General features: G+C 50.3%; 23 protein-coding genes, 1 other RNA gene and 1 riboswitch. Of the genes, 5 read left to right on the top strand and 19 right to left on the bottom strand.

Going from position 1 to position 22,151, the window contains the following annotated elements; all coding sequences use genetic code 11:
• Positions 1 to 28 precede the first annotated feature (28 nt).
• The 8 genes from BN162_RS00475 to BN162_RS00445 all read right to left on the bottom strand — a co-directional run bounded on the left by BN162_RS00475 (position 29) and on the right by BN162_RS00445 (position 6,655).
• Positions 29 to 799: a TIGR00282 family metallophosphoesterase gene (locus BN162_RS00475; RefSeq protein ID WP_020223085.1), complete on the bottom strand. Its 771-nt coding sequence runs from the start codon at positions 797 to 799 to the stop codon at positions 29 to 31.
• Positions 799 to 2,355 carry a ribonuclease Y gene (gene rny / locus BN162_RS00470; protein WP_020223084.1) on the bottom strand — a complete coding sequence of 519 codons (1,557 nt, stop codon included), beginning with the start codon at positions 2,353 to 2,355 and terminating at the stop codon, positions 799 to 801. Before rny ends, BN162_RS00475 begins: the two co-directional genes overlap by 1 nt.
• A 238-nt stretch (positions 2,356 to 2,593) precedes the next feature.
• On the bottom strand, positions 2,594 to 3,625 hold the full coding sequence (gene recA / locus BN162_RS00465; protein WP_020223082.1) for a recombinase RecA: 1,032 nt from the start codon (positions 3,623 to 3,625) through the stop codon (positions 2,594 to 2,596).
• Between the two features lie 55 nt (positions 3,626 to 3,680).
• Positions 3,681 to 4,160, bottom strand: a complete 480-nt coding sequence (locus tag BN162_RS00460) for a CinA family protein (protein WP_147612119.1) — start codon at positions 4,158 to 4,160, stop codon at positions 3,681 to 3,683.
• Positions 4,147 to 4,740, bottom strand: coding sequence for a CDP-diacylglycerol--glycerol-3-phosphate 3-phosphatidyltransferase (gene pgsA, locus BN162_RS00455; protein ID WP_020223080.1), 594 nt, complete (start codon positions 4,738 to 4,740; stop codon positions 4,147 to 4,149). The genes BN162_RS00460 and pgsA overlap by 14 nt, the downstream gene beginning before the upstream one ends.
• A 3-nt stretch (positions 4,741 to 4,743) precedes the next feature.
• Positions 4,744 to 5,625 (bottom strand): helix-turn-helix domain-containing protein, encoded by an 882-nt coding sequence (locus tag BN162_RS17535; protein ID WP_020223079.1) that lies wholly within the window; start codon positions 5,623 to 5,625, stop codon positions 4,744 to 4,746.
• Between the two features lie 334 nt (positions 5,626 to 5,959).
• Positions 5,960 to 6,321, bottom strand: an RNA gene (gene rnpB / locus BN162_RS18230) — RNase P RNA component class B.
• A gap of 4 nt (positions 6,322 to 6,325) precedes the next feature.
• Complete coding sequence (locus BN162_RS00445) at positions 6,326 to 6,655, bottom strand: DivIVA domain-containing protein (RefSeq protein WP_020223077.1); 330 nt, start codon at positions 6,653 to 6,655, stop codon at positions 6,326 to 6,328.
• 172 nt (positions 6,656 to 6,827) lie between these two features.
• On the opposite strand from BN162_RS00445, the gene recU reads away from it, so the two are divergent.
• From recU to BN162_RS00430, 3 genes are all read left to right on the top strand, one after another.
• Positions 6,828 to 7,415: a Holliday junction resolvase RecU gene (gene recU, locus BN162_RS00440; protein WP_020223076.1), complete on the top strand. Its 588-nt coding sequence runs from the start codon at positions 6,828 to 6,830 to the stop codon at positions 7,413 to 7,415.
• Positions 7,416 to 7,418: 3 nt separating this feature from the next.
• Positions 7,419 to 10,409 (top strand): transglycosylase domain-containing protein, encoded by a 2,991-nt coding sequence (locus BN162_RS00435; protein ID WP_020223075.1) that lies wholly within the window; start codon positions 7,419 to 7,421, stop codon positions 10,407 to 10,409.
• Between the two features lie 98 nt (positions 10,410 to 10,507).
• Positions 10,508 to 13,225 carry a tetratricopeptide repeat protein gene (locus BN162_RS00430; protein ID WP_020223074.1) on the top strand — a complete coding sequence of 906 codons (2,718 nt, stop codon included), beginning with the start codon at positions 10,508 to 10,510 and terminating at the stop codon, positions 13,223 to 13,225.
• 156 nt (positions 13,226 to 13,381) lie between these two features.
• On the opposite strand, the gene nth is transcribed toward BN162_RS00430, so the two are convergent.
• The 3 genes from nth to BN162_RS00415 are packed head-to-tail and all read right to left on the bottom strand — an operon-like array spanning position 13,382 to position 15,071.
• On the bottom strand, positions 13,382 to 14,059 hold the full coding sequence (gene nth, locus BN162_RS00425) for an endonuclease III (protein ID WP_020223073.1): 678 nt from the start codon (positions 14,057 to 14,059) through the stop codon (positions 13,382 to 13,384).
• The gene (locus tag BN162_RS00420; protein WP_020223072.1) at positions 14,046 to 14,597 is read right to left on the bottom strand and encodes a DnaD domain protein; all 552 of its coding nucleotides are present in this window, start codon (positions 14,595 to 14,597) and stop codon (positions 14,046 to 14,048) included. The genes nth and BN162_RS00420 overlap by 14 nt, the downstream gene beginning before the upstream one ends.
• Positions 14,598 to 14,600: 3 nt before the next feature.
• Positions 14,601 to 15,071, bottom strand: a complete 471-nt coding sequence (locus tag BN162_RS00415) for a hypothetical protein (protein WP_020223071.1) — start codon at positions 15,069 to 15,071, stop codon at positions 14,601 to 14,603.
• A gap of 182 nt (positions 15,072 to 15,253) precedes the next feature.
• Here BN162_RS00415 and BN162_RS00410 point away from each other — a divergent pair, with 182 nt between their 5' ends.
• Together BN162_RS00410 and BN162_RS00405 are read left to right on the top strand one after the other, a co-directional pair.
• Positions 15,254 to 15,832 carry a hypothetical protein gene (locus tag BN162_RS00410; RefSeq protein WP_020223070.1) on the top strand — a complete coding sequence of 193 codons (579 nt, stop codon included), beginning with the start codon at positions 15,254 to 15,256 and terminating at the stop codon, positions 15,830 to 15,832.
• 66 nt (positions 15,833 to 15,898) lie between these two features.
• Positions 15,899 to 15,979: riboswitch (ZMP/ZTP riboswitch) on the top strand.
• 32 nt (positions 15,980 to 16,011) lie between these two features.
• On the top strand, positions 16,012 to 16,725 hold the full coding sequence (locus BN162_RS00405) for an IMP cyclohydrolase (protein ID WP_020223069.1): 714 nt from the start codon (positions 16,012 to 16,014) through the stop codon (positions 16,723 to 16,725).
• A 218-nt stretch (positions 16,726 to 16,943) separates the two neighbouring features.
• On the opposite strand, the gene BN162_RS00400 is transcribed toward BN162_RS00405, so the two are convergent.
• From BN162_RS00400 to BN162_RS00365, 8 genes are read right to left on the bottom strand one after another with little or no spacing between them, the layout of a single operon-like run.
• Positions 16,944 to 17,543, bottom strand: coding sequence for a TVP38/TMEM64 family protein (locus BN162_RS00400; protein ID WP_020223068.1), 600 nt, complete (start codon positions 17,541 to 17,543; stop codon positions 16,944 to 16,946).
• Entirely contained in the window at positions 17,540 to 18,232 is a 693-nt protein-coding gene (locus tag BN162_RS00395; RefSeq protein WP_020223067.1) for a 5'-methylthioadenosine/adenosylhomocysteine nucleosidase, read from the bottom strand. Before BN162_RS00395 ends, BN162_RS00400 begins: the two co-directional genes overlap by 4 nt.
• The gene (locus tag BN162_RS00390; RefSeq protein ID WP_020223066.1) at positions 18,229 to 18,930 is read right to left on the bottom strand and encodes a class I SAM-dependent DNA methyltransferase; all 702 of its coding nucleotides are present in this window, start codon (positions 18,928 to 18,930) and stop codon (positions 18,229 to 18,231) included. The genes BN162_RS00395 and BN162_RS00390 overlap by 4 nt, the downstream gene beginning before the upstream one ends.
• Entirely contained in the window at positions 18,927 to 19,265 is a 339-nt protein-coding gene (gene rsfS, locus BN162_RS00385; RefSeq protein ID WP_020223065.1) for a ribosome silencing factor, read from the bottom strand. The genes BN162_RS00390 and rsfS overlap by 4 nt, the downstream gene beginning before the upstream one ends.
• The gene (gene nadD / locus BN162_RS00380; RefSeq protein ID WP_020223064.1) at positions 19,258 to 20,280 is read right to left on the bottom strand and encodes a nicotinate (nicotinamide) nucleotide adenylyltransferase; all 1,023 of its coding nucleotides are present in this window, start codon (positions 20,278 to 20,280) and stop codon (positions 19,258 to 19,260) included. The genes rsfS and nadD overlap by 8 nt, the downstream gene beginning before the upstream one ends.
• Positions 20,277 to 20,570 carry a ribosome assembly RNA-binding protein YhbY gene (yhbY, locus tag BN162_RS00375; RefSeq protein ID WP_020223063.1) on the bottom strand — a complete coding sequence of 98 codons (294 nt, stop codon included), beginning with the start codon at positions 20,568 to 20,570 and terminating at the stop codon, positions 20,277 to 20,279. Before yhbY ends, nadD begins: the two co-directional genes overlap by 4 nt.
• Positions 20,571 to 21,629 (bottom strand): GTPase, encoded by a 1,059-nt coding sequence (locus tag BN162_RS00370; protein WP_020223062.1) that lies wholly within the window; start codon positions 21,627 to 21,629, stop codon positions 20,571 to 20,573.
• On the bottom strand, positions 21,622 to 22,149 hold the full coding sequence (locus BN162_RS00365; RefSeq protein WP_020223061.1) for a YqeG family HAD IIIA-type phosphatase: 528 nt from the start codon (positions 22,147 to 22,149) through the stop codon (positions 21,622 to 21,624). Before BN162_RS00365 ends, BN162_RS00370 begins: the two co-directional genes overlap by 8 nt.
• Positions 22,150 to 22,151 lie beyond the last annotated feature (2 nt).

Here is a 22,151-nt window from a genome sequence, read left to right as displayed (position 1 = left end):
AGGATATGTGAGAAAAAAGGGGTTTATGTTAAGGTCTGATCTGAATCCGCTCGATGAAGGAAGCCCGGCCGGTCAAATCATCAATTTCTGTCCAAACGCCGCACAGCATCGCCGGACCTTCGGCGACAGTATAGCGTGTCTTGATCTGATACAGCGTACGCTCAATGACCTCGCGCTTATCGCGGCCCAGAATGCTGTCAAACGCGCCGCACATACCGACGTCGCTGATATAGCCGCAGCCGCGCATCAGCTGTTCATCGGCCGTCTGCACATGCGTGTGCGTGCCGACAATCATAACGCACCGATCAGCGAATACTTGGGCGAATGTTTCCTTCTCCCCGGTCGTTTCCGCATGGAAATCCACGAACCACAGATCCGCAGCATGGCGGTTAAAAATTTCACTCATGCATTCAAACGGGCTGCGCGCGACATTATCCATGAACACCTGACCGCACAGATTGACCATGCCGATCCGTTTGTCCTGAACCTGGGCAAACCGTACCCCCTCACCCAGCTCCATCGGTATCAGATTCACTGGGCGAATCAAACGGTCGGCCTCCTGAATAAACATTTTCAGCTCACTTTTGGAAAAGGTATGATTGCCCATCGTAATGTAATCCGCGCCGCAGCTTAGCAGCTGATGGTAAATCTTTTTCGTGATGCCTTTGCCATGTGCGGCATTCTCACCATTGACGATCGTCAGATCCGGACAGATCTTGGTTTTTAAAGCAGGCAGGTGCTGCTGGAGCATCTGCCTGCCTGGGGAACCGACGATATCGCCGATAAATAAAATTCGCATTATTTCGCTAATTCACTGGCGCGGGTTTCCCGAATGACTGTGACCTTGATCTGTCCAGGATAGGTCAGTTCGGCTTCGATCTTATCTTTAATATCCCGTGCTACGCGATGACACGCCACATCATCAATCTTATCCGGAATGACCATGACGCGGATTTCACGTCCAGCCTGAATGGCATACGTCTTATCGACGCCTTCAAATCCGTTGGCGATCGCTTCCAGCTGTTCCAGCCGGTTGATATAGTTCTCAAAGCTCTCAAACCGAGCGCCTGGTCGAGCTGCGCTTAAGGCGTCAGCGGCGGCGACAAGGTTGGAAATCAACGTCGTCGGTTCAACTTCGCCATGATGCGAATGAATCGCATTGATGACAACCGCATTCTCTCCATGCTTTTTAGCGACCTTCACACCCAATTCAACGTGGCTGCCGTCCATTTCAAAGTCCAGCGCCTTGCCGATATCGTGCAATAAACCGGCCCGCTTGGCCAGCGTCTGATTCAAGCCCAGCTCCGCGGCCATCATGCCTGAAAGATAAGCAACTTCCATGCTGTGCTGCAAGACGTTCTGACCATAGCTGTAACGGAACCGCAGGCGGCCCAGCAGCTTGACCAGCTCTTTGTCAATCCGCCCGATCTGCAGCTTAAACACCGCATCCTCACCGGTCTTCATAATCGTGTCGTTGAGCTCGTTAGTGACCTTGCGGACGACATCTTCAATCCGCCCCGGCTGAATCCGGCCATCCCGGATCAGCGTTTCCAATGCCTGGCGCGCGATTTCGCGGCGGATTGGATCAAAGCAGGAAACCGTAATCGTCTCCGGCGTATCATCAATGATCAGGTCAACACCAGTCGCCTGTTCAATCGCCTTGATGTTGCGTCCTTCCCGGCCGATGATCCGGCCTTTCATTTCCTCAGAAGGCAGGCCGACGACGGAAACCGTCCGCTCAATCGTTTCTTCCTGAGCATAACGCTGAATCGCCAGCGCAATAATATTGCGGGCAGAGTCGGCAGCTTTGGAACGGGCTTCATCTTCCCTCTCGCGGATATACACGCTGACTTCTTTATCCATTTTCTTCTCGACGGCATCCATTAATTCTTTCTTGGCGTCGTCGGCGCTCATTGATGCAATGCGTTCCAATTCGACAATCTGATTGTCGATCTTGGCCTGCAGCTGACTTTCCATCTTCTCCAGTACATTCAGTTTATCCGTGATCTGGCTGTTTTTGTTTTCAATCTGCTTTTCTTTCGCCGTTAAGGTTTCATCACGAAAATTCAGGTTATCTTCCCGACGCGTCAGTTTATTTTCTTTATCCTGAAGCTCTTGTTTTCTCTCCTTAACCTCTTTTTCAGCAGCCAGCTTCAGCTCGTACGCCTGCGTACGGCCGTCCAGCACAGCCTGTCTGACTAAGTTCTCAGATTTAATTGTTGCCTCTTCTAACAGCAATTTTGCCTTTTGCTGATCACGATTCAAGCCCAGCCGGGATGTAATCACCATGATGATCACACCGACAGCTAAACCCCCAATACCAGATAAAATGGACAAAACAAGTGGATTGTTCATAACTTATTTCCTCCATTATCAGTTGTTCAGAGTTGTGACTCCTTTATAATAATACCTAATTTTAACCGTTTTCACAATAACAAAGCATGGTTTTTCCAGAATTTCTTTCTTTTTCATCCGCTTTTTCATTCCATCAACGATGATTTCCAGTATCAAAAAAGGAAGCCCTTTCACGCTCGAATTCACATTTATCCCGTGGCTAGGCGCTTTTTTTCAATGCTGAAAAAAAAGAACAAGCCTAAGCCTGTTCTTGTACCGGAGCCTCTTCCTCATCACCATGGAAGAGCTTATGTTTGATTTTTCCGGTGATTTCCTCATCCAGCTGCGGATTGGCTTTTAAGAAAGCCCGCACTGCTTCCCGGCCCTGACCGATCTTTTCGCCGTTATAAGAGAACCAGGCGCCGCTCTTGTTGATGATTTCAAACGATTCGCCTAGGCTGACCACTTCGCCGATATGCGAAATTCCCTCACCGTACATAATTTCGATTGCTGCCACTTTGAACGGCGGCGCAACCTTGTTTTTTACGACCTTAACATTGACTTTATTGCCGACGATCTCCGTGCCGCTTTTAATCGCTTCACTGCGGCGGACATCCAGCCGCACGGAAGAATAGAACTTTAGGGCTCGGCCGCCCGGCGTTGTTTCCGGATTGCCGAACATGATGCCGACCTTTTCCCGCAGCTGATTGATAAAGATGGCCGTACACTGGCTGCGGTTCATAACGCCAGCCAGCTTTCGCATTGCCTTTGACATTAACCGCGCCTGCAGACCTACCTGCGAGTCGCCCATTTCTCCATCCAATTCCGCCTGCGGCACCAGCGCCGCAACCGAGTCGATGACGATTAAATCAATCGCACCGCTCTTAATCAGCAGCTCCGTGATTTCCAAAGCCTGTTCGCCGCTGTCGGGCTGTGACAAAATCAAGTCGTCGATCTTCACGCCCAAATTTTTCGCATACATCGGGTCAATCGCATTTTCCGCATCGATAAAGGCAGCCCGGCCGCCGGCCTTCTGGCACTCCGCAATCGCATGCAGCGCCAGCGTCGTTTTACCAGAAGATTCCGGCCCGTAGATTTCAATGATCCGGCCCTTTGGATAACCGCCGATGCCCAAAGCATAGTCAATCGCAATCGAACCGCTGCTGATCGCATCGATATCGACATTCGCCCGGTCGCCCAGCTTCATGATTGAACCTTTGCCGTATTGCTTCTCGATCTGTTTGAGTGTGTCCTGAAGGAGTACGTCTTTATTCTTCTCTTTTTCTGCCATAGCTGTCCCTCCGCTACTTCTTATATACGCAAATTTTTCAAAATTCCTGTTTATTTTACCAAATCTGTCGTAAAATTGTTAAACTACGCTCTGTTACCCGCTCTACGATCTGTTCGCGGACTTCCTGCCGCGTCCCGTTCAGCAAGTCCGTAAAGGTCCAGGTTTGGCCCGGCACATGAATGGCCGTGCAGATCATCCCCGCCGGTTTATTCTCCATCACGTCCGGTCCGGCATTGCCGGTAAACGCAACCGCCATATCGCAGTGCATCAGCTCGGCGCACTGCTCAGCCATCGCTTTCGCTGTCGCTTCGCTGACAACGCCCTCGGCTTCGATAATCGCCGGATCAACATGTACGACATTGGTTTTGACCTCGGTCCAATACGTTACAACCCCGCCCTTAAAGAAAGCGGAAACTCCAGGCACCTCGGTCAGACGGCTGGAAAACAAACCGCCGGTGCAGCTTTCACAGCTACACAGCGTCCATTGCTTCTGACGGATCAGCTCCGCCAGTTCGGCCATGCTATTTGCTTTCAAAAATATACTCCCTCATCTGGTTGAAGTAAGAAATACCGCTGGCCAGCGATGTAAACGCCGCAAACCACAGCAGGAAATCCGAAACCGGCAGACGATACAGCTCAAACGGCAGATTATTCAGCAGAATCGTAATGATGGAAAGCATCTGAACGACGGTTTTCAGCTTGCCCAGATAGCCGGCGGCCATGACGACGCCATTACTGGAGGCAATCATGCGAATTCCGTCCACAATCGTATCGCGGGCAACCATGATCAGAACCGGCACAACCGGAATCGTTCCCTGCGCCGCAAATAAAACAAACATCGTCGTAACCAGCAGCTTATCCGCAATCGGATCCGCAAACTTACCGAAGGTTGTGACTAAATTGTTTTTGCGTGCCAAATACCCATCCAAAAAATCAGTAAAGCTGGCGATGCAGAACAGCACAAGCATGACGATATTGACAGCCGAGAGCGTTACAAAGCCAAACTGCAGCATCGGGATTTCGATACCAAACTGAGAATAAGGGAAAATCGCGATCAGGATGATGACTGGGATCATAATGATCCGCATCACGGTTAAACGATTAGGTAAATTCATAGCTTATTCTCCTTTCAGAATAAAGTTGACTTTCTGGCCGCTGGTCTTCGCTGCAATTTGGGCATCCAGCACGACCGCCTCGCCATTAATTGTAATCGTATTGTTTTTGACAATTCCGAAGTGAATCGTTATTTTTAAATCCTGCGACGCCGTGCGGGTAATTTCCATAACATCCGCCGCATGATAGGTTGTGCTCGCCGGATTATCCGTCGCTACATCATTTTCCAGCACCCGAATCCAGGTATCCTGGGCAAAGGTAACGGCGATTGTAAAGCTTTCCTGCGCCTTCCAGCCGCGCACTTCATACGTTGAAGGATCATTGGCTGCCATGGTGACCGTCAGTGCCGACGGCTGATCTAGGACATCAGGAGTATCGGTCGGCTGCTGTGAGGGCGTCGGCGTAACCTCAACGACCGGAAAGCTGTCCTTCTCCGGCTGCGCTTTAAACCAATTCGGCACCGTTTTAAACAGCACGACGCTTAAGCATATCAGCATGACGGCAATCACCGCCAGCAATGAGACCAAAGAATAATCAATCTTTTTCTTTTCCTTTTTCAGCGTGCCGGAAGCCTTGTTGATTTTCTTTTCAATATTGGACTGCATTTCTTCCCGTTCATGAATTGCTTTTAAGCTCATCGTTTCAGTGAACTGATCCAGATCCTGACTCAACTGATCGCGCAGCGGATCAAAATCCAAATACAGCGCCTGACAATAGAAACGGACAAAATAACGGACATACGACAGATCATCCTTAAAGAACTCCAGATCCCCGTCTTCCAGCGCTTTGAGCTGCGCAACGGAAATCCGCGTTTTATTGCTCATCTCTTCAAGAGTGTAGCCGAGTTCTTCCCGGCGTTTTTTCAATGTAGCACCAATTTCTTTCATTCTGCTGCACCTCTTTTTTCATATCAGAACAATTATAGCAAGTGTTGTTCTAATTGTAAAACATGAACTCGCTGAAAGCGGTCGACAAAGCGTAACGTTTGTCAAACAAATGCGAAGGAGAGCAGACTTTGCTGAACAAGCTCACTATAACACAAAGATGAATTATTTTCAAGTTCATTCTTCTCTGATTTTTTACCTGCTTGACTGCAATTCATTTTTATCTGCTCAGACCTTGGCTGCTTTTTGATGTAAGGGCAGCTGAATTTTACTTCTCTGTTCCTGTATCAGGTTCATAAAAAGAAAAGGAGCTGATCACTCAGCTCCCGGCCTTCTATCGTGTAAGCCATGTTCTGTTCCTGTTTCTTACCGAAACAGGCGGCAACCATTTATCTCCGTCCTTGCGGACGGCTTCCTCACCCTTCATTTCAGGCTTGGAAGTTCCCCTACCAAATTTGGGTTTCTCGCTTGCGGGGTTTATCGCGTTCCACTTTCCGGGTTTCCCCGGAAACTCCGTCACTGTGACACTGTTACAGACGTCCGCCATCATCCCCGAAGGGACCTAAGGGTTTCGTCAGCCGTCAGCCTGCCGGCTGCCCGGTCTTATTGATTGGGCCGGCGCAAACACTACAATCATCGCAGATTGTGCGAGCATGGACTTTCCTCTAGCTTTGGTCAAGCCAGCGATTGCCCGGATAGAAGGCTAATCCATCTGTTTATTTTTATAGACTTCCTGTTCCAGACGCGACAAGCGTTTCAGAATATCAACCTGGTTGAACGAGTTCTGACCCGCTTCTTCCAGTACCTTCTGACGGCTTTCCAGTTCAATGATCCGGGCTTTCAGCGAAGCGTTGGTCCGCTCCTGCGTCCGCAGCTTTTCTCCCAGCTCACCGATCACACGTTCATAGACCTGATAATCCTGAATGACTGAATCCAGAAATTCATCAACCTCCGCCGGGGAATATCCCTTGAAGTCAACATGAAATTCTTTATCTAGGATCGTCTGCGGATCTAAATTCAGCTTGTTTTCCATCGTGTCACAACCTTCCGTCTGCTTTTATTTTCGCAGATCAGGGCTTAAAAAGCAAGTCATATCACAAAACGTTTTTTGACAAAGGAATGTCAGACTTTACGATTTTGTTACGAATCCCGGGTATTTCTAGAAAAACGGCGCAATGTTGTATATAATAATGGAAGGTGATGATATGATCGGTTATCCGAATGGAAAGACTGCCTCCCGCTCATTGAATCCGCAGACGGTAAAACAATCTGCGGGCGGGCGCGGTATGTCTTTGGAAAATGATCTGAATAAGACCAATGATTACTATCTGCAGCTGGACAAAGCGGTGATCCACAAGAAGCCGACGCCGATCCAGATCGTGCAGGTCGATTATCCTAAACGCAGCGCCGCCAAAATCACGGAAGCCTACTTCAAGGTTCCTTCCACAACCGATTACAACGGCGTCTACCGCGGCAAAGCGATCGACTTTGAGGCCAAGGAAACGCGTTCTAAGACAGCGTTCCCGTTCTCCCACATCCATCTGCATCAGATCGAACATCTTGAGCGGGTGCTGCGGCAGGGCGCGATCGCCTTCGTCATCGTCCGTTTTATCGCCTTTGATGAAACCTACTTTGTCGAAGCTGAAAAAATGATTCGTCAGTACCGCCTTGCCGAACGCAAATCCCTGCCTTATTCCTGGTTTGTTCAGGAAGGGATTCTGATCCCTTATTCGCTGACCCCGCCGGTTCATTATCTGCGGGTGATCGACGAACTATACTTTAAGGAGAAGTGAGCTATGAATACGACCCAGAAACAGCCGCCGAAGAAAAAACCAGCGGCAAAAAAGAAAACGGTAAAAAGAAGAAAGATCAATGCCAAAAACATGGCGACGATCATCGTATCGATCATCGTAGTTTTGGGCTTAATCGGCGGCAGCGCCGGCATGGTGGTTTTAGGCAGCATGCTCAAAGACGCCCCGAAGATTGATATTAACAACTTTGAAAGCAAAGAATCGACGCAGATTCTCGATAAAGACGGCAATCTGATTCAGGACATTGGCCAGCAGATCCGCACCAACGTTTCATATGACGATATGCCCTCATCACTGATCGATGCCTTTGTGGCCGTCGAGGACAGCCGTTACTTTGAACATAACGGGTTTGACCTGCCGCGCTTTACCAAGGCTTTTTTGACGAATTTGAAAACGCTGAGCTTTTCGCAGGGCGGTTCGACCTTTACGATGCAGCTGGTCAAAAATACATACTTTACCAATGATGAAACCGGCGAAATGGCAGCCCGCAGCAAGCTGGCCGGGGTCAAGCGTAAAGTCCAGGAAATCTTTCTGGCGATGCAGCTGGAAAATCAGACGAATAAAAAACGGATCTTTGAGCTGTATCTGAACAAGCTGAATTTCGGCGGCTCCGGCAATATCCGCGGCGTTCAGAAAGCGGCGGAATACTATTTCGGCAAGGACGTCAGCGAGCTGACGCTCAGCGAGAGCGCAATGCTGGCGGGCGTTATCAACGCCCCGAATGCCTACAACCCGTTTAAAAATCTCGACTATGCGACCGACCGGCGCAACACGGTTCTCAATCTGATGCAGCGGCACGGCTACATTACCAAGCAGGAAGCCGAGCTGGCCAAGTCAATTAAGGTTGAAGATCAGCTGGTTGACAGCTCCGCCAATAAGGGCAGCACCGACGGCGGCACCCAATATCAGAGCTACGTCGACGCGGTGATCGCGGAAACCAAAGAGCTGACCGGCATGGATCCGACGGTTGTGCCGATGAAAATCTATACCTCGATGGATCCTCAGGTTCAGGCTCAGATCGACGATATTCAGGCCGGCAAAACCGATGTTCAGTTCCCGGATGAGCTGATGGAAATTGCGATTGTTTCCATGAACAACCAGACCGGCGAAATCGTCGGCATCGGCGGCGGACGCAATTATGCCGGCGGCGGAAGCCTGCTTTTAAATCATGCAACGGATCAGTTCAAGCAGCCCGGCTCGGCGGTTAAGCCGTTCCTCTCCTATGCGCTGGCCTTTGAGAACCTCGGCTGGTCGACCTCGCATACCGTGACCGATTCGCCGTTCAACTACGCCGGCACGACCAAAGTCGTCAAGAACTTCAACGGACGCTACTATGGCGATATTCCTTTAGAATATGCCGTGGGCAATTCCCTGAATACCCCGGCGTTGAAAACACTGCAGCAAGTCATCGACGCGATCGGCAGCAAGAAGGTCGTGCAGTATCTGCAGAATCTCGGCTTCAGCCGCGTCACGCAGGATGAGTTCAACGTCGGTTATGCGATCGGCGGCTCCACCTACGAAGCCAGCGCGGTGGAAATGGCCGGCGCGCATGCCACGATGATCAACGGCGGCAGCTATATCAAACCGCACACGATCACCAAGATTGAATTTAAGGACGGCACCTCGCCGGTGGTTCCGGATTATTCCGGCACGCAGGTGATCAGCGCCGAATCCGCCTATTTAGCTTCATATCTGATGTATCAGGCCGTTTCCGGTCCTTATTCCAATTACATGCAGCTGTTAAAACGCAGCTATCCGATTTATGGTAAAACCGGCACGACGGACTGGGGCAGCGATGGTCTGAAATTCAATATTCCGCAAGGCGCAGCCAAGGATAAATGGATGATTGCTTCCAGTTCCAAATACACCAACGCGGTCTGGGTTGGTTATGAAAAAGGCGTGAAAGATAAAGATACCTACTTTGATTCCAAGAAAAGCAAGCTGAACATTCCGGGCAACATTTCCAAATTGATGCTCGATGTGCTGCACGAGGGCGAAGAAAACCCGCCGGCGATCAGTCAGCCGGACGGCGTTACCTCAATCACACATATCAAGGGCCTTTATCCCTACACTGCTGTTCTGGAGGGCATGGACGGCAGCTTTGTCACCACCGGCTTAATCAAGAAGGAATTCAACAAGCTAGCCGATCCATTACAGGCTTCCGTTCAAGATATCGGTACCTTTGACGCCAGTCTGAGCGCAGAGGGCAATCTGCATCTGACCTGGGGAGATTACCCGGATCCAAGCAAACTCACCGTCGCTCCGAATACGACCAACCTCGGCATTGAGGTCGGCGGCAAATGGTACGATGCCCCGAACTGTGCTGTCGCTTTCGACTGGACGTGGGTCTATGGACCTATTCGCTACAAGGCGCAGGTTTCCATTCAGGACTTCTCGATTGACGTAACCAGCGAACAGGCCAGCTTTGATCAGCAGATTGACGTCAAACCGGGGGATAAGCTGAATGTCTGCGGTTACTACGCTTATGAAAATATGAATTACCGAAGCAATGAGATCTGCAAGGAAATTCAGGTTGAAGACAAGGAAATCCAGCTGGCGGTTCCATCGGATAAAGCGACGAAAGCCGAGATCGAAAGCTGGGCGAACGCCAACGGCGTCACGGTCAGCTTCACCGAAGTTGCGGACGAAGCGAAGAAAGGCACCAATGAAATTCTTTCCAACGGCACTAAAGTCAACGGCACAACGATGACCTTCATGCAGTCGACGATCGGTCAGGCCCGCTTCGCGGTAACGCTGTACGTCGGATTGTCCTGCGGCAGCAACGCCTCGATCGTCAACGGCGCCTGCGCGTGCAATCAGGGCTTTGAAGGCGATCCGATCAAAGGCTGTACGGCCAAACCGAATCCTACCCCGGAGACGACTCCGCCGACGGATCCCTCTCCGGATACCTCCGAATCCCCTGCTCCGACCCCTAGTGAAGATTCACAGGATACCAACAACGAAGAACAAAACTGATTCCGTATTCTTACAAAAATCTTAATTTCGCCAACGGCAGAGGAAATTCAATTTGCTCTGCCGTTTTTATGTTAAAATGAGAACAAGGAGCTGATAACTTGAAAATCGAAGAAGAAATCCAAAAATTGGTCGACGAAGATCAGATTCAGCAGGCTCTGCTGACACTCGACGCCAACGAAGCAAAGATTCATGATAAAGCCTGGTATTACAGTGAACGCGGCTGGATTCTGGGCATGCTGGAACGCTATCAGGAAGCGTTCTGGAGCTTAAGCAAAGCCTCAAGCTTAGGACAGGACGATGCCGGCCTCCTCTCACAGCTGGGATGGGTTCTGAACAAGATGGAGATGCATGAATCCGCCCTGGACTATTTAAACCAGACGGAAAAGAAAGGCCGCGACGACGCCTGGCTGTATCGCGAAAAAGGCTGGACGCTGACCCAGCTGGACAAATATGAAGAAGCGATTGGTTACTTTGAAGAAGCCCTATATTTTGATCAGACCGACGGCTGGTGCCATGCTCAGATCGGATTCTGCTACAATCGGATGGAACAGCCCGATCAGGCTCTGAATGAACTGAAAAAAGCACTGACCATGAATTACCGCGACCTATGGGTCATGAAGGAATATGCCTGGAGCTGCTCGCGTGTTAACCGGTTGGAGGATGAGCTGGAAGTGCTGCAGGAGCTGATCAAGGAGAATCCTGAAGATTTATGGCTGCTCAATGAGCTGGGTTTCTGCTGCAACAGTCTTGATCATCCGGATCAAGCGCAGTCCTATCTTGAAAAATCGGTAGCTTTAAATGATCAGGACATCTGGAGTCATTGCGAGCTGGCGCGCTGCTATGCGATGCAGGGCAAACCGGAAACCGCCCTGCCGCACTTTCTTCAAGCCAAAGCGCTGGGTCGGGATGATGCTTGGATCGAGGTTCAGATCGGTTATGTCAAAGAAGACATGAATCTGCCGGAGGAAGCCATCCCGCAGTTTGAGCTGGCACTGCAGAAAGACCCGGACAACATTGCCGCACTTTCTCATTTAGCTTACCAGCTTTCCCAGAAAGGCGATTCCAAGCAGGCCCTGCCGCTGCTTGAAAAAGCGTTGAGCCTGGGACGGGATGACGGGTGGCTGTATGCTCAGCTGGGCTACGATTATTCTGAAGTCAACGACTATGACAAGGCCGTCCAATACTACGAAAAAGCCGCTCCAATCCATAACGATCCCTTCTGGGTTAAAACTCAGCTGGGCTGGAATTTAGCAGCCGGCGGACATAAGGAAGAAGCGCTTGAGGTCTATTTCAAACTGTTGGAAGAACAGCCTGAAAACGGCTGGGTACTGGCTCAAATCGCCTGGAATCAAGTCCGCATGGATCAGCTGGAATCCGCCCGGGAAAATTATTCCAAGGCTCTTGCGACCGGCATCCATGAAATCTGGATCTGGAGCGACTGTGCCTGGCTGCATCATCGCCTCGGCGCTTACGATCAAGAACTGGAATATTTGCAGAAAGCGCAGGAAATGGGCCGCGATGATGATTGGCTGCATTACCGCAAAGCCGATGCTTACAGTCAGCTTGACCGTTATGACGAGGCCTTAAGTGAATTGGATATTGCCGAACAAAAAGGCAAGCAGGACATTGAGCTGTATTCCTTAAGAGCCTGGAACTATGGCCGGCAGCGTAAGAATGAAGCGGCGATGGAACAGCTGAAAAAAGCACAGGAGCTGGGCCGCGACGATCTGTGGATCATCAACGAAATCGGCTGGAATCAAATTCAGCTGGACAACTATGAAGAAGGCCGCCAATTATTTGAGCGGTCAATTGAACAGGATCCGGAAGACGGCTGGGCCCATGCTCAGCTTGGCTACGCTCTGAGTCGGCTTAAACGTTTTGATGAAGCTCTGGCTGAAATGGAAAAAGCAAAACAGCTGAATTTTGAAGAACCTTGGAATCTGCGAGAAACCGCTTGGATTCTTTCTCAGCTTAGCCGCTATCAGGAAGAACTGAGCGTTCTGGAAAAGCTGAATCTGCCGGAAACTGAAGATCGCTGGGTATTGGGTGAGGCCGGCTACTGTCTGAATCAGCTGGACCGCAGCGAAGAAGCAATCGGCTACTTGAAGCGTTCAATCAAACTCAAGCCCGACAATGCCTGGACGTATTGTCAGTTAGGCATCTCTTATAAAAATATCGATCAGCTGGAAGAAGCCGAAGCCAGTTTGAAGAAAGGTCTTGATATGGGATATGCCGACAGCTGGCCGCATTATCAGCTGGCCGTCGTTTACAATCGCATGGAAAAGTATGAAGAGGCGTTAAAGGAAGTCCCGCTGGGGTTTGATGAAGAGGAAAAGGACTGCAGCGATTATCATTGGATGATGGCCCGCAATTTAGGTCCAATGGGAGAACATCGCGAAGCGATTGTCCATCTGCGCAAAGCAAAGGATCATGACGAAGCTTCGCTCTATGAAGAATTCGGCTGGAATTACAGTGAAATGGAATTATACGATAAAGCTCTGGATTATTTCCAGCGGGCCTATCATCTGCGGCAGGAAAAAAGCGGCTGGCTGCTGGCTCAGCTGGGCTGCACAGAGGATCGTTTAGGCCACCACCCGAAAGCCGAAGCTTATTTAAAGGAAGCCTTGGAGAAAGGGTATGATACGCCATGGTTCCATAGTGTTCTGGCTTATCATTATTGGAAAACAGATCAGCGTGAAGAAGCGCTGAAATGGCTGAAAATAGCCAAAGCGGAAGGTAGAGACTCAGAGTGGATGGCACAGGCTCAAAAAGAGCTTGAGAAACCAAAAGGATTTAAATTGTTCAAGGGCAAATAAACGAACTGAAATCCAATTCGTTTTTGACGGCAGCTCAAATAAAATATAACAAAGGCGCATGCACAACTGCCGCAAGCAGTCAAACATCCGCCTTTTCTTTATTTCAATTTGATCAAAGTGTTCGTCTTCCATCCCACGAACTCATTTTCCCACGGTTTATGCCGCTTTGGCTTTGACCCTTTTTTGTTTTTCTACTTTCTCAGCCTGCTTCTGCTGCGCCTGATATTCTCGGCAGAAGGAAGTAAACGGACAGTCCTGACACTGCGGATTTTTAGCCTTGCAGAAATAACGGCCGAAAAAAATAAACAGATGATGAGCATGCGACCATTCTGACTTCGGCAGCTTGCGCATCAGCTTCTTTTCCACTTCCAGCACAGTATCTTTGGGAGCGGCCAGCCTTAAGCGCTTCGACACCCGCTCGACATGCGTATCGACTGCGATCGCCGGCATACCAAAGCAGACAGACATAATGACATTGGCGCTTTTACGCCCCACTCCCGGAAGACTCATCAGCTCTTCCATCGTCTGCGGCATCACCCCGTCAAACTGCTCAACAACGCCGCGTGCCAGTCCCTGAATACTCTTGGCTTTATTATGATACAGACCAATCCGGCGAATGCAGGATTCAATTTCCTCTAATGAAGCGGAAGCCAGCGCTTGGGGCGTCGGAAATTTCTCAAACAGCTGCGGCGTGACTTTGTTGACGGACACGTCTGTGGTCTGCGCTGACAGGACAACAGCCACTGCCAGTTCAAAGGGATTGCGGTGAATCAGCTCGCAATGCGCATCGGGAAACATTTCCGTCAGCTTCGCTAAAATTTCATCCACTTTCATGATTTCTAACCTCCCGGCCATCCGGCCCAATCCAACCCTTCCGCTGCCATTCCGACAAAATTCGCTGCATATAGGCAAAATTCAGTTTCTGATACATGCTGGCTTCTTTCAAAACCTTGACTAAAACGGAAGAATCATAGCGGCTGACCCAAGTCTGCAGCGTCATCAGTTCATTAGAATTCAGCGGCCTGCCAAATTCTCCCTCAAATAAATCAAAAACCGGCTGTTCCATCGCTTTTTGTGATTTCGCCGTATCCGCGTTATAAAGTCCGTCTAAGCTGAAACTGACCGAAGACCGTCCAGCTTTCAATTCCAGATACTTCTTCGCGCATAAGACACTCAGCGCCTGATCCAGCGCTGCCTTCGTCAGCCCTGTTTTCTTTTCCAACAACGCCGGGGTAATCGGTGTCTGACACGTATTCAGATATTCAATCATCAAAACAACCAACCCTTCCGTTTCGGAAAAGCCGAACCATTCATAATGTTCCAGAATCCACTGCAGCCGGTTGATATAGGGCTGCTTCCACCATGCCTTCATCCTCTACCTCTTTTCATACAGCATTAATTTTTCTAAGGTCTCTGCGTCCAGAGCGAGCTCACGGTTGGCATCTTCAAGAATCACAGCCGGCCGGTCTTGTACCCAGCCAAACTGGATCTGGGCCTGCTGGATTCCATTTTGTTCCCCAATCACCAAAGCCTGCGCTGAATCAATCTGCGCTTCTTCAATCTGAGCCTTAATCGTCAGCTGATCATCATACCAAACAAGCCATCGCTTGGACAAGGAGGTAACACGCGATATATACGTAACTTCATTCAGAGCATAACGACCGACCCATTCCCCTTCCTGAGCCCGCATTGATTCCATCAGCTGCCGATGCAGCCGCAGATCCGCACTGCGGTCTTTGATATAGGGACCCTGAACAAAAATTGCGCTGCTGATAAAAATACATAAAAATAAAATAACCGTCAAAGCTCCCGAAAGGAGCAGCGACTTGACGCGCCTGGAATTCATGGCCTTCACCTCTGTGATCATTATTATATCAAATTCAGACAGCTGAAACAATGAACTCGACCCGGCTTTAACGCAAAGGTAAGTTTTTGCTTTGCGCCGCAAGATTCTCCGCCCGGCCCGGCCGATTTGCAAAAGCGTGTGAAACATGATATGATGATTTGGCATTTGAGGAGCGTGATGATGTGTTAAAGAAACTGATGATCGGATCGATGGGATTCCTTTTTCTCAGCAGCGCAACCTTGTTTTCTTACCGAGCGCTGGAGCCGAAAGCCGCAACCGGCATAGAAGAAAGTTATTTAAGCGCCGCGGAGCCTTCCGCTATGCTTCGATCTGTTGAGCCGCCCGATGACGCAGCACCGGCCTCAGCTTCGGCTCAGTCAGAATTAGCTCCCGGCACGCATACGATTTATTTCTGCCGGCCGGATAATGACGACTGCGCCTATATCAATGAATATGTTTTTAAGCCTTTAGCGCAGGAACTGAAGACCACCGCGCTGGATGCGTTTGAATTTTATGATCTGACAAGTCTGGGTGAGTATTATCCGGCAGCCAAGCTGAAAAGCCAGTGGGGCTTTGAAAGCTTCCCGGCCTTTGTCTCCCTGACGGTTGCCGACGACGGCGCGCAGACCATCAACAATGTTCTCAGCTGGAACAAAGAAGATCCGATTGACGCTGCGAGTCTGAAGCTCTGGATGATTGACAACGGCGTCTGGACCGGTGAAGTTGAAGAACAGGGAGAGTTAATTGAACAGCCTGAGTAAGTCCTGAATTTTCAGGGCTTTTCTTTTTTACGACCTTGTTTTTTTCCGTGGAATAGTCTAAACTCTTGTTGGATGTGCAACTGGCGGATCAGTGGAATAACCACAGGGAGCACAAGCCGGAATCAGCCGACCGCCTGGGCCGGGAAAGCATTTCCCGTCATATGTAGGGAGGAAAATTTATGCAAAAAATCTCACTCAAAGACGATCTTCAACGGAACACCTATCCCGGACGGGGCATCGTACTGGGCAAAACTCCGGACGGACGCAAAGCCGTAGCCGCTTATTTCATCATGGGACGCAGTGAAAACAGCCGCAATCGTATTTTTGTCACTGAGGGACAGGGCATCCGCACGCAGGCCTACGATCCGTCAAAGCTGGTTGATCCATCCTTAATCATTTACGCTCCGGTTCGGGTTCTGGGCAACAAGACCATCGTCACCAACGGGGATCAGACCGATACGATTTATGCCGGCATGGATCGTCAGCTGACTTTTGAACAAGCGCTGCGCAGCCGGGAATTTGAGCCGGACGGACCGAACTTTACGCCCCGCATTTCAGGCATTCTGCATATTGAAAGCGGCAAGTTCAACTATGCGCTGTCGATCTTAAAGAGCAGCGACGGCGATCCGCAGTCCTGCCACCGCTACACCTTTGCCTACGAAAATCCGCTGGCGGGCGAAGGCCATTTCATCCATACCTACATGCATGACGGCGATCCGCTGCCTAGCTTTGAAGGAGAACCAAAACGGGTGGAAATCCTCGATTCACTGGATGCCATGACAGAACTGTTATGGACAAATCTGAATCCTGACAATAAGGTTTCGCTGTTTGTTCGGATGATCGATCTGGCAAGCGGTGAAACAGAAACCCGGATTGTCAATAAACACGCCTAAGCCGTTGCTGAGAAGAAATTAAAAACAAAATAAAAGGATGCGAAATGAAGCGGTTCCGGATAACAGAACGGCTCATTGCGTATCCTTTTTTTAGACCTCAAACCCCAGAATACAGGTCAGCCTGAACACTAAGCCAATCTTTCAGCCGCGGCCTTATTCTCTAATCCTGTTCTTACTGTTTTAACTTTATTCCCGAATTTAAAAGATGCAGGTTAGTTTTATAACCCATGCTTTTTTCGGAAATGAACAGAAACGCAATACAGAACAGCCAGAATTCCAGCGGCCAGCAGCAGATAAATCGGGCGGGTAAACGAAATGCTTAAAGTCTTGCCGAACACGCTTAAGCCGAACATCATAATCAGCTTCGCCGCGATCAAGGTTTTAATAAATTTTGATTCTTCAAAATCGGACAGGCCGAAAGCAATGTTGATGAAGGAACTGGGCGTAAACGGCATTGCGACTAAAATAAACAGCACCGCGGCATTGCGGCCGGCGACCCAATTCAAGGCTTTTTGAATTGAAGCGCTGCGGCTGAACCAGGGCATCAGCCGGTGCTTGACAATCCGACGGAAGAACAGAAAGACGATCAGTGAACCCACCGTCGTTCCGATCCAGGAATAAAAAAAACCCAGGATCGCGCCGTGGGCGCTGATATTGATCGTAACAATCGCGACTAACGGCAAGGCTGGTATCAAGGATTCCACCAAGGCCAAACAGATTGGAGCCAAGGGTCCCAGATCTTTAAACGCCGAGAGTGCTTCCACCCAGAACTCAACGGTCATGATCCGTTCCAGCCAGAATCGAAGCGTTTCACTCATAAGCACTCAGCCAGCTTCACAACAACCTTTTCACACCATGCCGCCGAACGGACAGAGGCTTTCTGCGCATATTCTTCAAACGTCATTGCATTGCCTGCTTTTAACGTAATGTCGGACAGCGAACGCACAACGACAAACGGAACGCCGTAATGTGCAGAGACCTGCGCGATTGACGCGGCTTCCATTTCCGCACATAGCGCCTCAGGGTATTCCTGTTTGATCCTTGCGACCTGTTGTGCGGTATTGACAAAGCAATCGCCGGAAGCAATCGGACCGATCCAGGCCCGGTCGTGCTCTTGAATGACCCGGGAAACAGCCTGAACACACCGTTCATCCGCGGCAAAGCAGCATGGGTTATCTAGGCCGAAGCCATGATTCCACCCTGGCACATCCACATCATGATGCGCAATCCGCGTGGAAATGACGACATCCAGAACCTCTTGATTTTCCATTAATCCGCCGGCTGTGCCGATATTGATCACACCGCTGACATCAAAATGTTCCAGCAGCAGCGTGGTACTCATCGCGGCTAGCGTTTTGCCGACGCCGCTTTGCGTGACAACCACCGGAACATCAGCCAGCTTTCCGGTATAAAACGGAATCTTCTGAATTGAGCTGGCTTCGACGTCCTCCATCAAAGCCAGCAGCGCGTCAATTTCAACCTTCATCGCTCCGATAATCGCGATCATGCTTTCTTCCTCCCTGCGTAAAATAATTTTTCACCCGGCTGAATTCCCAGCTGAGTAAAATCCGTCATGATTTCTACTTCAAATCCGGCCGCTTCCATCCGCTGAAGCACAGCCAGCGGATCGAAAACAGTCTGGACGTGATGTTCCTCTTTCAGTCCTTCTGACGTCCAGAAAGCAAAGTGCTGATAAATCCGATCCTCATCACTTAAGATCGTCCATTGATACGGCGTATCTTCTAGCACCCCTTCTTCAATATATTCCTCAGTGAACTCTTCCAATCGCTGAGGCGTATGCATATCAAACAACAAAACGCCATGAGATTCAAGCAATTCTGCAGCTTGATCCATAAACTGTCCCACCTGATCCAGCGACGTCAAATAATTTAAGCTGTCGCAATAGCACACAATGCCTTCCACTGACAGCGCTGTCTGCATATCCAGCATATCCATAACGCGAAAAGTTACCGCGTCTGGATGAGGTTTCTCCTGAGCCGCCTGAATCATGGCTGGGGATAAGTCTGTCGCATCGACAGTGTACCCTGCTTCGGCTAAGGCAATCGAAATCTCACCGCTGCCGCAGGCCAGCTCCAGCAATGAACATGGCTCAAGATAGCGCCGGGTATAATCCAGCCAGGCTGCCGTGGCTTCCTCATCCTTGACCAAAGCGTCATAATAAGCTGCCAGACTGTCATAGCTCATAGCTCGACCTCAATTCGCGGCAGATCGCCCCACAGCTTTTCCAGATTATACACCTGCCGTTCTTCGCCGACAAAGACGTGCAGGACAACCTCATACAGATCGACTAACAGCCATCGGCTGCCCTGTCCGCCTTCGACATTGCGGACCGCGAATCCGGCCTTTTCGGCTTCCTCAATCACATGATCGACGATGGAATCAGCCATTCGTTCATTTTTGGCCGAAGCGATCACAAAGTAATCGGTAAACGGGCTGTGACCGCGGAAATCCAGCACGGAAATCGCTTCCGCCAAGCGCTGATCTGCGGCCTTGACCACCAACTGCAGTAATTCAGACATTCAATCCCTCCTTGCGTAAATACATTTTCTGTTCCTGCTGAACCAGATGGAAACCCTGATCCAGATCCTTCATGCATACCGCCAACTGACGGCGGATATCATAACCGCGGCCAGGATCAATTTTATCCGCGATGTAAATAATTTTTGCCAGATCACTGCGGCAGTCTCCGGTTGTATGTTCTCTGACGGCTTCGATGATTTCACGATCATAGAGATACAGCCGGGTTTTCAGCCAGGTTGCCCCAATATACTGATGCCAGATCTTCCAGGACTGATCCAGAGCCTGCGGCCAGTAGACTTCAATCCAGTTGCGGGCGGCTTCCTCATCCAGACCCTTGGCGATATCATGCAGCATCCCTGCAATATAGGCTTTGCGCGGATTCACGCCGTGAGCCTTGGCCAGTTTTACTGCCAGCTCGCTCACTGAAACGCAGTGCTGATAGCGACGCGGATGGCAATAGGCCTTGGCTATCTCCTCCACGTACAGCCCGCTGTCATGAATGATCCGCCGCACTGACTTCGGCACGTCTTTTAAGGCTCCCTGCCGGACAGCCGTCGAGGAAGCGGAATGAGCGAAGTTTTCTACATAGAGAAAACCCGGCTGCTTAACGGCGATTCCCTGCCGGCTGAATACCGCAAACTGGACAAGCTGACGCAGCTGATCGACGTCTTTCCAGTGATCAAGATTGGCGTACTGATCATCGCCGATGATCCATACGAAATCTGCGTCAGGAACCTGTTTCTTCAACGTTCTGACGGTGTTGATGGTATAGGAAGGGGTCGGCAGGTCTTTTTCAACCAGGCAGATCTTCATCCGCCGATAGGGCTGCAGCGCCTTCTCCATCATCGCCACACGCAGCTCAAAGGGCGTCAGCACCCGGTCCTTCAACGGGGTTTTCAGCGACGGAACAAACCAGACCTGATCCAATCTCAGCTGCTTCAAAGCCGTCTTGGCGATCGCCAGATGACCGTTATGGATCGGATCAAAGGTTCCGCCCAACAGTCCGATTTTCATCGCGGCAGCTCGATTCTGCGGTGCTCGCGGCTTTCGCGGTACAGCACAATCGTTCTTCCGATGATCTGCACAACCTCGGCATGCGTGCCGCTGGACAGATCCAGAGCGACCTGCCGGACATCCTCTGAGCAGGTCTTTAATATATTGAGCTTGACTAATTCATGAGCTTCCAGCGAATCAGACAGCGTGTTGATCAAATTGTGCGAGACACCGTCTTTGCCGACCTGAAAGAGCGGCCGCAGCGAATTCGCCATCGAGCGCAGCGTACTTTTCTGTTTATTGGTTAACATCTATATCATTGCCTTTCTTTGTTTAATTTCGATTTCCTGAGGATGGGTGACGACGATCTGATCGTAATTTCCGCTCAGCGACATCCAGCCAATCCCTGGAATCACAATATCTTCTTTCTCGCCTAACGGCGTCAGTAGAGTTCGTTTCCACTGGTTCACCGGTGCGGTTGTCGGTACCGGCTGCAGCAGTTCACCATAATGCTTCTGCCACAACTCATCGGCCTTATCCACCCGCCCGCGGTGCAGCTCCAGCAGATTGCTGCAGTAGAACACCGCCGAAGCCGGTTTGGCATTCAGAATATCAATCCGGCATAATCCGCCGACCGCAAAGCTTTGATCCCCGCGCAGCTGAAAGCCGACCGGTTTGACCGCTTTAGACGGCAGCACGGTTTTCAGATCGTTTTCCGCTAAATGCAGCAGCATGGAATTGCGCGGCGTCAGCCCCGGCGTATCGTAAACCGTGACGCCGTCAATGACTATCGGATTGAAATCCAGCGTCGTTCCGGGATAGCGCGAACTGGTCAGCTGCGGTTTGTCAATTAACGCATTGAGCAGCGTACTTTTGCCGGCGTTGGCCATCCCCATCACCACGACATCCTTGCCGTGTGCCCAATGCAGGGCATGCAGCACCTCTTCCGGGCCGCCGGGGATATTTTTGCCGGTCACGACCAGCCCTTGAACATGGATATCCAACGCCTTTAAGCGCCCGTAGATAAACCGGGCCAGCTTCTCATTGCCGACCGTTTCCGGAAGCAGATCGCGCTTGGTCCCGACGACGATCACATCCTTACCGAACAGATGACGATTCATACCGTCCAAGAGACTCGCTTCCAGATCAAACAGATCGACAACCCACAGCACCAGGGCGTCCATTGTATGGATCTGAGCCAGAATTCGATCAGGATCAATGCCCTCCCGCATCGAAAACTGCAGATCATCATAATGCGTCAGGCGGAAGCAGCGCTGGCACAGCTTGCTGCCAACCTTCGGCGTATAGCCAGCCGCCCCCGGCTGATCATGCTGCAGTACGGCGCCGCAGCCCTGACATTTTTCACTCATCGTATTCTCCCCTTTTCAAGATTTCAGCCTGTTCCAAACACCGGTAAACCTGGTTTTCAACCAGCCGGTTCAACTTTGTCCAGGTGATATCCCGGCTGACCAGCGGTGTTGTTAAAATCGTTACAAAATGCATTCGATTGCCACCGAGAATATCCGTCAGCAGCTGATCGCCGATCACCGCACACTGCTCCGGCTGCAATCCGGTGTCGCGCAGAACTTTTTTATACATCCGCTTCAGCGGCTTTGTTGAGAAATAATAATACGGTACGTCCAGACTGGAAGCAAACAGACTGACGCGGTCTTTATTATTATTCGACATGACCACTGCCTGAATGCCATGATCTTTCAATTTTTGAACAAACGCTTGGGCTTGAACACCGGCTGTCTGTTCATCATGGGCAGCCAGCGTGTTGTCGATATCTAAAATCAAAAGCCGGATCTTCCGGCTGATCAGCCAGTTCAGATCCAGATCTTCGAAGCTTTTCAGATAGAGCGCAGGCGTGAAGTATTTCAGCAGCATAC

Origin of the sequence: Holdemania massiliensis AP2, from assembly GCF_000327285.1 — a bacterium.
GTDB lineage: Bacteria > Bacillota_I > Bacilli_A > Erysipelotrichales > Erysipelotrichaceae > Holdemania > Holdemania massiliensis.
This window is presented reverse-complemented; position numbering and strand designations above follow the sequence as displayed.